At 38.5% G+C, this 13,152-nt stretch carries 9 protein-coding genes and 2 tRNA genes; 3 read left to right on the plus strand and 8 right to left on the minus strand.

The window, feature by feature from the left end:
* Positions 1-10: 10 nt before the first annotated feature.
* The 6 genes from EFT72_RS13660 to EFT72_RS13685 form a co-directional block, all read right to left on the minus strand.
* Entirely contained in the window at positions 11-2,062 is a 2,052-nt protein-coding gene (locus tag EFT72_RS13660; RefSeq protein WP_124067477.1) for a DNA topoisomerase, read from the minus strand.
* A 182-nt stretch (positions 2,063-2,244) separates the two neighbouring features.
* Positions 2,245-3,147 (minus strand): DMT family transporter, encoded by a 903-nt coding sequence (locus tag EFT72_RS13665; RefSeq protein ID WP_124067478.1) that lies wholly within the window; start codon positions 3,145-3,147, stop codon positions 2,245-2,247.
* 84 nt (positions 3,148-3,231) lie between these two features.
* Positions 3,232-4,287: an aldose epimerase family protein gene (locus EFT72_RS13670; RefSeq protein ID WP_124067479.1), complete on the minus strand. Its 1,056-nt coding sequence runs from the start codon at positions 4,285-4,287 to the stop codon at positions 3,232-3,234.
* Between the two features lie 43 nt (positions 4,288-4,330).
* Positions 4,331-5,419, minus strand: a complete 1,089-nt coding sequence (gene asd / locus EFT72_RS13675; RefSeq protein ID WP_124067480.1) for an aspartate-semialdehyde dehydrogenase — start codon at positions 5,417-5,419, stop codon at positions 4,331-4,333.
* A gap of 159 nt (positions 5,420-5,578) precedes the next feature.
* Positions 5,579-7,813, minus strand: coding sequence for a DNA topoisomerase (ATP-hydrolyzing) (locus EFT72_RS13680; RefSeq protein ID WP_124067481.1), 2,235 nt, complete (start codon positions 7,811-7,813; stop codon positions 5,579-5,581).
* 11 nt (positions 7,814-7,824) lie between these two features.
* Positions 7,825-9,744 carry a DNA gyrase subunit B gene (locus EFT72_RS13685; protein WP_124067482.1) on the minus strand — a complete coding sequence of 640 codons (1,920 nt, stop codon included), beginning with the start codon at positions 9,742-9,744 and terminating at the stop codon, positions 7,825-7,827.
* 151 nt (positions 9,745-9,895) lie between these two features.
* Between EFT72_RS13685 and EFT72_RS13690 the strand changes: the two genes are divergently transcribed.
* Positions 9,896-9,966: transfer RNA gene (locus EFT72_RS13690), tRNA-Gly, on the plus strand.
* Between the two features lie 69 nt (positions 9,967-10,035).
* Here the strand turns inward: EFT72_RS13690 and EFT72_RS13695 are convergent.
* Positions 10,036-10,515: a DUF3795 domain-containing protein gene (locus EFT72_RS13695; RefSeq protein ID WP_164473162.1), complete on the minus strand. Its 480-nt coding sequence runs from the start codon at positions 10,513-10,515 to the stop codon at positions 10,036-10,038.
* A 228-nt stretch (positions 10,516-10,743) separates the two neighbouring features.
* Between EFT72_RS13695 and EFT72_RS13700 the strand changes: the two genes are divergently transcribed.
* Positions 10,744-10,816: transfer RNA gene (locus EFT72_RS13700), tRNA-Thr, on the plus strand.
* A 564-nt stretch (positions 10,817-11,380) separates the two neighbouring features.
* Entirely contained in the window at positions 11,381-12,025 is a 645-nt protein-coding gene (locus EFT72_RS13705) for a peroxiredoxin (RefSeq protein ID WP_124067484.1), read from the plus strand.
* An 85-nt stretch (positions 12,026-12,110) separates the two neighbouring features.
* Here EFT72_RS13705 and EFT72_RS13710 read toward each other — a convergent pair whose 3' ends face one another.
* Complete coding sequence (locus EFT72_RS13710; RefSeq protein ID WP_124067485.1) at positions 12,111-12,980, minus strand: GGDEF domain-containing protein; 870 nt, start codon at positions 12,978-12,980, stop codon at positions 12,111-12,113.
* Positions 12,981-13,152 lie beyond the last annotated feature (172 nt).

Below are 13,152 nucleotides of genomic sequence, written 5' to 3' on the forward strand. Positions count from 1 at the left end.
GTTAAATCTCCTATTTTTGTTTTTTATAATTAGCTGCCACAGCGTCAAAAGCACTACGAAGGTCATAGTGATTATTAAGCCTCAACACCCAAGCGGTGCGTCCGGCAACAAAATTCTCTAATTTTTGCATATACTCTTCTGAGGTTATAGATCCTTCCGCTACATAGGTTAATCCTTTTTCCCAACTTGCTGTCAGTTCAGGGTTTAAAAGCTGCTTAATGGAAGTATTCACAACGTCATATATCATCTCTCCCAATATCGCAGGCATAATCACCTGTGTCTTTGTATTAAGGGATAAATACTTAATATGAAACAGTTTTTTTAATATTTCAGCCCTGGTTGCACTGGTACCAATTCCGCTTCCTTTTATCTGAGCACGTAGTTCTTCATCCTCAATCAGCTGTCCAGCATTCTCCATGGCAAGAATCATGGAACCGGAAGTATAACGTTTGGGAGGAGACGTTTCCCCTTCCTTGATAATTAGTTTCTTCAAAGGGATCTGCATCCCTTTTTTTAATGAACTGAGCATAGCAAGAAATGCCGGCTGGTCGGTCTGATTCTGAGATGTCTCAGAATGATTCTCATCGGATTCATCTCTTTGCCCGGATTCTCCACTGCTATTATCTGATTTTTTTCTTCCACCGTTAACATCTGCCACCTTTAGATACCCAGCATCTTTCATTACCCGATAGTTCGCATAGAAGTGTTCTTTCTCAGCTTCCAGTTCCAACGCATATTTTTGATAAATAGCCGGAGGGAAAAAGATACTTAAGAATCTCCTTACAATCACTTCATAGATCTTGGCACCAATCGGAGACAAAGTACGAACAGAAGATAACCCCTGACCGGTTGGGATAATGGCATAATGGTCCGTAATCTGCTTATCATTGACATATCTGGTTTTCTGGATATTCTTATATGACCCCATCTCCAACGCTTCATTGACAGCTGATTTTAACGGTTCAAATCCCTTTAACCCGTTTAAATTTTTATGAATTTCTTTGGAAACGGCAGTAGACAAAACTCTGGCATCCGTTCTTGGATAGGTAACCATCTTCTTTTCATAAAGCCCCTGAACCACCTTTAAGGTCTCATCAGGACTAATCTTAAACATCTTAGAGCAGTCATTTTGAAGTTCAGCTAGATTATAAAGCAATGGTGGATTCTTGGTCTCTTTCTTCTTTTCCATCGATACAATAGTTGCTTCCATCGGTTCCATCTTAGAAAGATTCTCAATCAATTCCTGAGCATATTTTTTTTCTTTAAATCCGTTTTCTTTATATAGAAACGGAGATTGAAAATATCTAGAACTAGGCGCGCTCTTCCATTCTGCATCAAAATCCAGTTCTTCTCTGGCAAACGTTCCAACTACCCGGTAAAATGGTGTCTTAACAAAGTCCCTTATCTCTCGTTCTCTGCGAACCACCATCCCCATAACACAAGTCATAACACGTCCAACTGATATGACTGTGTTTTTCCCTGTTCTTAAATAATTAGAAATATTTTGTCCATACCTTAGTGTGAGCAATCGGGAAAAATTAATTCCCATTAAATAGTCTTCTTTTGCTCTTAGGTATGCAGAAGCGGAAAGATTATCATATTCGGATTCATCTTTTGCCTCCCGGATCCCTCTTAGTATTTCTTCCTCTGTCTGAGAATCAATCCAAACTCTTTTTTGTTCTTTCCCTTTTACATCTGCCATCTGGGCAACCAGACGGTATATATATTCTCCCTCCCGCCCAGAGTCAGTGCAGACATAAATGATATTCACGTCAGAGCGATTTAGCAGACTTTTTACAATCTCAAATTGTTTTGCCGCATTGGGAATTACTTCATACATAAATTCCTTTGGAAGAAACGGCAAAGTGGAGAGGCTCCATCGTTTGAATTTTGGATCATAACGTTCCGGATAACTCATAGTAACCAGATGTCCTACACACCAAGTTATAATAACCTGTTCTGATTCTATGTATCCATTGCTGCGTTTTGTCCCAAGTTTCAACGCATTCGCAAATTCCTGAGCCACACTTGGTTTTTCTGTAATGTATAACGATTTAGACATATAACTCCCTACTGCTTTGTGATAGTAACCGATTTATTATACCATTAATGCCTTTGAATAGCAATTATTTATAATGACTCGCCAAAAGACACCAATTAATTCATTATATCATTGATAATTTTGAATATCAATGTTACAAGGAAAAACAATTTACTTACAAAATCATTACAACGTGGAAAGATTTAATTTGAAGGATCTGTTTTTGACCTATTCTTTCTTTTATACTCCGTTAATAATACCGATAAAAACATCAAGATACAGCCAGCAGCAATTTTTAATGTTACCACTTCTCCCAGAATCAAAACAGAAAATATAAGGCCAAACACTGCCTCAAACGACAGGATAATGGAAGAAGTATTGGGGCTTAGATTTTTTTGTCCCACATTCTGTAATAGATAAGAGATCATTGTGCTAAAAATCCCTAGATATAAAAGACCAATTAAAGTAGATCCTGTGATCACAGTAACATCTAATTTCCCTTCTAGTACCGGTGCCACTATCCAGCTAAGAATTGAAGCTACCGCCATCTGTATGACTGTTAATTTAACCGGATCATGATCCACGGTATACCGATCAATAAATACAATGTGACATGCAAAAAAAGCACCACAAATCAAGGTCAGAAAATCTCCTATGTTCACAGATAAATCCCTCTCAAGGGAAAGCAGCGCAAGTCCGGCAACTGCAATAACAGCTGCTTTTATTTGACTGTTACTTGGTTTCTTCTTATTTAATATCCAATGGAGATAGGGAACAAGAATTACATACAGTGTGGTTATAAACGCATTTTTACTTGCAGTTGTATAGGCAAGTCCATATGTTTGAAAAAAATAACTAATAAATAGAAAGAACCCTAAAATACTACCGCAAATCAAGTCAGATTTTCCTATTGTTTTCACATGTTTTGAAAAAGCCAGAATTAATCCAGCCGTTGCTATGGTAAAACGCAATGCCAATAAATAAGTCGGAGGTATAATAGCAACTGAATTTTTCATTACAGCAAAGGCACTGCCCCATATTGCGGCAGTCGTAATCAGGGCAATTACAGATAAAATCTTAATCCTGCTTTCATTCTCTGTTTTCATACGTATTTTTATAAGTCCTTTCATAAAAGTACAGGGGCGCATCTGCGTCCCTGTATCCATTCCGCTATTTTTTATTACTCGTATTTAAAGTGAAAATTTATAAATTGTTGTTGTTTGGTATTCGTCTCCAGCCTTTAATAACGGAGAGGGGAACTTTGGTTCATTCACTGCGTTGGGATAATATTGGGTTTCAAAACAATAGCAAGTACGTCTATCATATATGGCCCCCTCTTTACCAACCATACCCTTTGGAAGGAAATTGGCTGTATAGAACTGCATTCCTGGTAAATCCGTATAAACTTCCATACGGATTCCAGTCTCATCCGATTCTGCTGCCGCACACAAGGAAACATCTCCAGACTGATTGTTTAATACCCAGTTATGATCATAACCTTTTCCATAAATCAATGCTTCGTATTCTTTGTCTATATCCTGATCTATGGGTTTCATCACAGTAAAATCCATAGGAGTTCCCTTCACTGGAGTATACTCGCCAGTTGGAATGGAATGCTCATCCGCTCTGGTATAATTGTCTGCATCCAGCCAGACTCGTTGATTCATGGCACATCCAGAACCTTGTCCAGACAGATTAAAATAGCTATGATTCGTGAAATTGGCTACTGTATCCTGATCACACACCATGTGATAGGAAATATTAATACTATTATCAGGGGTCAGAGTATAGGTAATGGTGATGTTTGCATTTCCGGGAAATCCCTGATCTCCATCTGGTGAGAAGAGTGAAAAGATCACACTGGTTCCCAGTTCTTCCTCCTCCGCTTGGCTGTCCCATAAGCGATCATGATAGAGATCCGTTCCGCTATGTAAATTGTTGTTCCCATCATTGGCCGCGAGTTTATACTCTTTTCCAGCCAAATTAAATCTTGCATCCGCAATCCGGTTAGCATTTCTTCCGATGGGCGCGCCAAAATGTGGTGGATTTAAAAGATAGTCAGAAACAGAGTCATACCCTAATACAACATCCACTTCCTTTTCACTCTTGTCTGGCACTTTCATCGTTACCCAAACTGCACCTAAATTTGAGAACGTAGCAGATACTCCATTTTCGTTTACCAGTGTATACAGATACACCTCTCTGCCATCGGGCATATTCCCCCATAGTTCTTTTTTGTAAGCCATGTTATTTCCTCCAATATCCCTATTTTATAAAAATCCATAGTTCTTAATCCCTGGATTTAATATACCCCTGAGCGGTCAAAAGTTCAGCACAAAGCACAGCGCCACCGGCTGCCCCGCGAACTGTATTATGCGAGAGTCCTACGAATTTATAATCATAAACGGTATCTTCTCTTAATCGGCCAACGGAAACACCCATACCATGCTCAAAATCCACATCCAAAGCCACCTGAGGACGGTTATCTTCTTCTAAGTACTGTATAAACTGTTCTGGAGCACTTGGCAGTTTAAGTTCCTGCGGTAACCCTTTAAAGTGAACCAAACGCTCAATTAGTTGTTCTTTGGTTGGCTTTTTCCGAAACTTCACAAAAACGGCTGCTGTATGACCATTTAATACTGGTACCCGGATGCACTGACAGGTGATTAACGGTTCGCTGGCTTTTATGATCTCCCCATTCTCTATCGTCCCCAACAGGCGAAGAGGCTCTTGTTCACTCTTTTCTTCTTCTCCTCCAATATATGGGATGATATTACCGTCCATCTCAGGCCAATCCTGAAAGGTTTTCCCTGCTCCGGAAATTGCCTGATACGTGGTAACAACGACTTCATATGGTTCAAATTCCTTCCACGCAAATAGAACTGGAGCATAGCTTTGAATGGAACAGTTTGGTTTGACTGCAATAAACCCACTCTGAGTTCCCAAACGTGTTCTCTGATCTTTAATGATCTGAAAATGCTCAGGATTAATCTCAGGAACCACCATAGGTACATCCTTTGTCCAGCGGTGGGCACTATTATTTGAGACAACGGGTATCTCCGCCTTGGCATAAGCTTCTTCGATTTCACGTATTTCATCTTTCGTCATATCTACGGCACTGAATACAAAATCAACACTGGAAGCTACTTTTTCCACCTCATTGACATTCATAACGATCAGATCTTTTACTGCTTCGGGCATGGGAGTCGTCATCTTCCAGCGATTTCCCACTGCTTCTTTGTATGTTTTTCCTGCAGAACGGGGGCTGGCTGCCACTGTTACAACTTTATACCAAGGATGCATCTCTAACAGGGAAATAAATCTCTGCCCCACCATACCGGTTGCTCCTAATACGCCAACTCGTAACTTTTTTTCCATCGCTATCTCCTCATTTCTATTATTTTATAATACTATCCTATGTGGAATTCTTAATTATCCTATAACAAAGTCAAAGAAAAATCAATATTTATTCGCGTGAAAAATACATTTGTCCGTGTGTTGCGTACTTTTTTTGAGAATGTATGTCGCAGCAAAGATCTAGAGACGAACTTTACTTCCTTTGCCATCTCGCTTATTTATTTTCAACCGGTTTAAATGTACTTCTTTTTCTTTATATCGAATAACCGGATCTGTCCCTAATAGATAAACAGCTTCAAGTTCTTCTCCCTGGGACAATTTTATTCCTCTAACTCCTCTTGCATTCTTTTTCATTACAGTTATTTCATCGGTCGGAAAACGCAAAAACACTCCCGTGGATGTTTGAAGTACGATGTCAGACTGCCCGTCAAACGGCTGAATGTCAATCAAGCAATCCTCTTCTTGAAGTTTTGTGGCAGACACCAAACGATTATTGGTCTCAAATTCGTCTCCTGAAACCAGCTTTACAAGCGCCTGCTTGGTTGCAAACAGGAATTGATGACCTTTTAATCCTTGCGCATAGGATAAGTAAATTATCTCTTCTTTTGTTCCATCGAATTTGCACAAATTCTCTACAGGAGTTCCTTTATCTCTTAGTTTTCCACCTGGAATATCTAGTATCTTAATCTGATGAAGATTTCCAGCATTGGTGAAAATACATATTTTGTCGGTATTTAAACAGTTTACCACATATGGATTCTCCGTTTCAATGGTTTCCTTATTTCTTTCATACGTGTTTTTATCTAGAATCTTACAATAACCAAACCGATCCATAACAAAACTAACCTCAGCGATTGCAACTGCATTTTCATCATAAACCGCTTCTTTTCCATCTTCGATCAGAGTCCTTCTAGGTGTTCCGTATTCCTTTTTGATCTCATCTAAATCCTGTTTAATAACCACGTTCATATTTTTTCTACCAGACAAAATCGTTTCATATTTTTTGATCTTCGCCACTGTTTCTTTATATTCTTTCTCCAACTGAAGAATTTCCAACCCAATTAATTTATAAAGACGCATCTCAAGAATTGCACTTGCCTGTTTTTCTGTAAAACACAGCTTCTTGGCATCCGCTTCCAAACCTTGGACGCGAAAGTTAATATTAGTAATATCACCTGTCATCAAACATGCTTTGGCATCTTTTAAGTTTTTAGATCCTCGCAATACAGCAATAATCAAATCAATGATGTCACAGGCTTTGATCAAACCTTCTTTGATTTCTTTCTTTTCTAATTCTTTTTCCAAAAGTGTTTGATATTTTTTAGTTGCGTTTTTGTATTGAAAATCTAGGTAATATTTTAGGATACTTTTTAAATCAAGGGTCTCAGGTCTGCCGTTCGATATGGCTAGCATATTTACCCCATAGGTATCCTCTAATCTTGTTTTCTTATAAAGAATGTTACGGATTTTTTCTACATCTGCATCTTTTTTTAGTTCCAGTACAATCCGAATTCCGTCTTTGTTTGACTGGTTTGAGATATCAACAACATCAGAAAGTTTTTTACTTTCTACCAGTTCGGCTACATCGATTAAGAATTTATTGATCCCAGTTCCGATCATCGTATAGGGAATCTCAGTGATGACTAATTTATCTTTATCTGTTTTACGCTTGCCAAGTTCCACTTCCAGTTTGCCTCGAAGTTTAATCTTGCCGGTACCAGACTCATAGATTGCCTGCAAATCGCTTTTATTGGCTATGATCCCTCCTGTAGGAAAATCTGGGCCTGGCAAATACTCCATCAATTCAGCCACTGATTGGTCTGGGTTCTCAATATAAGACTGAACTGCATCGATTACCTCACTTAAGTTATGAGCCGGAATGCTGGTACTCATGCCTACTGCAATCCCCTCCGCTCCATTGATTAATAGATTGGGAACTCTGACAGGCAGAACCTCTGGCTCCTCCTCCGTCTCATCGTAATTGGGTACAAAATCTACAGTCTTATCTAAATCTTTTAGATAAACTTCTTCTGCAAATTTCTCAAGTCTTGCTTCTGTATATCGCATAGCAGCCGCTCCATCACCTTCGATGGAACCAAAATTACCATGACCATTTACTAAGGGCATTCCTTTTTTAAACAACTGAGACATGACAACTAGCGTCTCATATATGGAACTGTCTCCATGGGGATGATATTTACCCATAGTATCTCCAACGATACGAGCTGATTTCCGGTGAGGTTTATCATGGTTTAATCTAAGTTCACTCATATCGTACAGAACTCTCCGCTGTACTGGTTTTAATCCATCTCTTGCATCTGGGATCGCTCTGGCTGTGATGACACTCATGGAATAGTTCATGTAGCTTTTCTGCATCTCCTCAGAATATTCTGTTTTAATGATTTTTTCTGCCATATTCCTTCTCCTTATGCATCTATCTCAGCTTCGTCCGCGTGTTCGTATATAAACTTTCGTCTAGGGGATACTTCGCTTCCCATAAGCATTTCCGTGATTTCTGATGCCATTCTGGCATCTTCAATCTCTACCTGCTTTAAAACACGACGCTCTGGATCTAAAGTCGTTTCCCATAACTGTTCCGCATCCATCTCACCCAGACCTTTGTATCGTTGTAGTGTAAAATCTCCTTTGTGGGTTGTACGATAACGATCCAGATCTTTTTCATCATAAAGATATTTTCCTTCTCCTCTTTTGGGAATCACTTTAAAAAGGGGAGGCATCGCGATGTACACATGCCCGTTATAAATCAAATCTGACATAAAACGGTAAAGAAACGTTAAAAGGAGGGTGTCGATATGGCTTCCATCCACATCGGCATCCGTCATAAGAATGATTTTATGATAACGCAGTTTTGTAATATCAAAATCGTTGCCATAGCCCTCCGAAAAACCACAGCCAAAGGTATTGATCATTGTCTTAATCTCTGCATTTGCCAGCACCTTATCCATAGAAGCCTTTTCTACATTGAGAATCTTTCCACGAATGGGCAAAATAGCCTGATACTTTCTATTTCTTGCCGTCTTTGCAGAACCACCTGCGGAATCCCCTTCTACGATAAAGATTTCACACTTCTCTGAATCTCGACTTTCACAGTTAGCCAGTTTGCCGTTGCTGTCAAAGGAAAACTTGGATCTAGAAAGCATATTGGTTTTCGCTTTTTCTTCTGCTTTCCTTATTTTTGCAGACTTTTCCGCACATCCGATTACGGATTTTAAAACTTCCAGATTACGGTCAAAATATAATTGGAGTTCATCCCCAGCTACCGTAAAAACAGCTTTGGTGGCATCTGCACTGGCTAATTTTGTTTTGGTTTGTCCTTCAAAAATAGGATCCGGATGTTTCACCGCAATTACAGCTGTCATTCCACTTCTTGTATCTGCTCCTGTAAAATTAGTGTCTTTGTCTTTTAAAATCCCCAGCTCTCTGGCATAGCTGTTAATCATCTGAGTAAAGCGTGTCTTATACCCCGCCAGATGTGTTCCACCTTCCTGCGTGAAAATATTGTTACAGAACCCTAATATATTCTCTTCAAATGTATCTACAAATTGGAAGGCTGCTTCCACTTCTACTTTATCAATCACACCTTTAAAGTAAATGGGATCATGAACGGCCTCCTTGCCTGTATTGATTTCTTTTACATAAGCGATGATGCCTTGTGGTTCATGATAGAGTATGGTTTCTTCTTCACCTGTCCGTTTATTCGTAAAGTTTATCTTAAGTTCCGGATTTAAGTATGCGGTTTCATGAAGGCGGCTTTTTATCCATTCCGCTTTAAAACGTATCTTCTCAAAGATCTCTGAATCAGGTAGGAAGTTTATCTCGGTTCCAGTCTCTTTTGTCTTTCCTAACGTAGGAAGTAAGCCATCCTTTAAATCCACAACAGGTATGCCTCGCTCGTATTTATCATAATGTATCAAACCATTTTTATAAATTTTAATAATCATATGGGCCGATAGTGCGTTGACAACGGAAGAACCAACACCATGTAGTCCACCACTTGTTTTATAAGCATCGTTGTCAAATTTACCCCCTGCATGAAGGGTAGATAAAACGACTCGTTCTGCAGATACGCCTTTTTTATGCATTTCAACTGGTATTCCACGACCGGTATCTTTAACGGTACAGGAACCATCTGCTTCCAGTGTTACATAGATCTGACTGCAATAACCGGCTAAATGCTCGTCCACCGCATTATCAACGATTTCATAAATCAAATGATTCAATCCTTTCGTCCCAACACTCCCTATATACATGCCTGGACGTTTTCGTACTGCCTCTAGGCCTTCCAATACGGTTATACTATCCGCATTATACTGCGTTTTCGCCATGATATTCCTCCACATCTTGTATTATCGTTTTATATTATACAATGAATAATCCATTTTTGGCAAGTTTCTGGTAATTTTTCCCCTTTTTGTATAAAAAACTATTGTGTTTTTTTACTAACTTTGATATAATACAAAACGTATTGAAAAATACGCAGATATAGTTCATTGGTAGAACATCAGCTTCCCAAGCTGAGGAGGCGGGTCCGATTCCCGTTATCTGCTTCAAAGCTTTTATTTACAAGGAAAAAGAGGACTTCCGGAATGATCTGGATTGTCCTCTTTTTTTGCACTTTATTTTATATAGGAACGATAATGTGACTGTGATTTCTTAATTTCATAGTACTGTTTGGCCCCCAATTCTTTAATCTGATTGTTTCCTTCTAGCCATTGCAGGTATACTTCTTCTTCAAACAATTCCTTTACATTGCTGCATGGGAAACAAGAACATTCCCCACAAAAATCAACATGATGGTCCTCAACACATTCATTTATGTAACAATCCTTAATACTACAATCATTATGGTCTTCCCCACGACAGCCATCACATTGTGCATTGCAATACTGCTTTAGTATTGTACGAAAGCTTTCTAATTGTTGAAGATACGTCTGATCGTCTGTTGAAAAATGTTTCCTATTAAATTCATAAACCCCTTCGGTATCGTGTAGTAGCTCTTTTGAACGTTGACATATGATACCATCTTTATAGGCATTGCATGTGTAGCACAGTAAGGAACAAGGGGCCATGTGTTTCAACAACTCGTCTTTTTTCATTTTTCTTGTCTCCATCCATTTACGTTTTAACCTATTGTATCATTTTGCCAGTATGGAAGTAAATAACAATTCGATTCGTTAAAAGGTCAAAGACATATGCAATCGTCTCCAACCAAATCAATTTCTATAAATTTCATTTTCTTATATTTTTTTCAAGAAAGGGTTGATTTCTGGTTGTTTTTTTGTTATACTGTCAAAGGTTTGGCTGTATTGCTAAATCACAGGATTGCTTCCGTAGCGCAGCTGGTAGCGCAACGCATTCGTAATGCGTAGGTCGGGGGTTCGAATCCCCCCGGGAGCTGACTAAAAACCTCGTGTTTACGAGGTTTTTTATTGTTCAATGACTGAATTCCCACAAGTCGTTTCATTAATGGTAATGTGTCAGCCTGCTCTTTTGTAAAAACACAGACTTTACGATACCCTTCAAGAAATGCTACTTTCGCCTCACTCATCATATCTTCTTCCATTACATCGTCCAGTCCATCAATCGCACGTTGAATATCAAGTGGGAACCAACATCTGATGGCTTCATCAAAATCAATGATACTAAAATCACCGCTTTTTTCATCAAAAAAGACATTGTCTGGTTCAAAATCATAATGAATGATCCCATAATTGTTATCATTAATAGTAAGTTTCCGTAGTCCACTTATAAAATATAGCCCTGCTATAAAAAACGGTCAACTTATCTTTTAAATATAATGCGAGATATCTCATTTATGCGGCATAGTTTAGATACCCCCTGCTCCGACTCGTTACTTGCTTCACACATTTACTTCTATTTTCGATTATTTTAATATTATTTGAAACCTTCTCTTTTCTGTTTCATATACTAACACAAACAAGGTTAGAACAAAGGAGTACTATGAATGTTAGTATAGGGATGAAAGCCCCCGATTTTACTGCAATGACAACCTTTGGACCTATGAAACTGTCTGATTACAAAGGACACTGGGTAATTTTATTTTCCCACCCAGGTGATTTTACTCCTGTTTGCACCACAGAATTTGTTGCCTTTGCACAGGCGAACGATGATTTCGAATCATTAAACACACAACTAATCGGATTAAGCATTGACAGCAACCCATCTCATCTGGCATGGGTTCATCAGATTTATCTCCTTACAGGTGTCGAAATACCTTTTCCAATTATTGCAGACCGCATGGCCGACGTAGCGAAGCTCTACGGTATGATTGCTCCAGATGTCGCCAAGCAAGAAACTGTGCGAAATGTATTTTTCATCGATCCAGATCAAAGAATTCGCGCAATTCTTGTGTATCCATTAACCAACGGAAGGAATATTTGTGAAATAAAACGACTATTGATTGCAATGCAAACAACAGACCAGTGCGGTGTGGTAACTCCTGCCAACTGGGAGCCAGGCTCTCCTGCAATGGTTCCGCCACCAAAAACATATGATCAGATGTTAGAGCGTATTAATGATTCCCAGGCAATGGGTCTTAATTGTGTGGACTGGTTTTGGTGTTATAAAGACAATCCCTGTTCTTAACAATTTCAATTTGAGATATGAAAAAGGCAGGCTTTTTTCATTGACCTGCCTTCCATACTATAACATCGGATACAATGATCCAAATTTAATTTGATTTTTTTACACGATACATTTTTTCATCCGCATTCCTTATTATTTCTTCTGCTGTCATAGGGATTTCATGCATGGTTTCAATTCCATAAGAAATTGAAACTCCGGACTTCACTCCAATCTCGCCGACTGATAGACTCTCAATCTCTTGCTTCATACTCTGCAATAAATGATCCGCATCGTTCCAATGGGTATTATAAAGATAGATAATAAATTCATCTCCACCATATCTAGCTGCCCAAGATCTATTCGCAGAGATATGCTGTTTAATCACCCTCCCCACTGCCTTGATTACTAGATCGCCAGTTTCATGTCCATAAAGATCATTAATCGACTTAAACTCATCCAAATCCAGAAAGCAGATGGATATCGGGATATGAGTCAACGTTGCATCTATTATTTCAATCGGTAATCTTTCGTCAATAAATCTTCGGTTATATAAGGAAGTAAGCGGATCTTTTACAATGACATCATTGAGTTCTTTCACAAAATGAGAAAACAATTCTCCCTCATTATAATTTCCTTCTCCAATATCCATATGATTCGTTGCATTTTTTAACAATTCTAATACAATAGGCTGATCCGTATTTTTTATAGGGAGTGCTGTTACAAGAAGCAATGCATCTGGTCTTCTTTCTAATTTAACAAAACACTCATTTTCCTTATGGCTTCTCATAGATATGCAGTTATCACAAATTGTATTGTTTCCCCAATAATGGTAACAAATTTCGTTCTTATCTGAAAAACTAGACTCCCGATAATCCAACACCTTTTTATGTACTGGGTCAACCAAACGTACCACATCATACATTTTATAAAAAAAGTCCAATTTATCTTTTATATCCTCTAGCGTTATATAATCCATGAATCCCCCATGTCCAATCTTACAGAATCAGTCGTTTAGCCAGTCAATTTGTTGATTTTTTTATCTTAGCATAGATTTTCTTTTATGGATAGTGAAAATTAATCGAATCTTAGAAATTGAGGGATTGTACAAAATAAAAAAACCTCAGGTTTTATCCTGAAGGTTTCTTAAT

This window comes from Clostridium sp. E02, assembly GCF_003833015.1.
Classification (GTDB): Bacteria; Bacillota; Clostridia; order Lachnospirales; family Lachnospiraceae; genus Lacrimispora.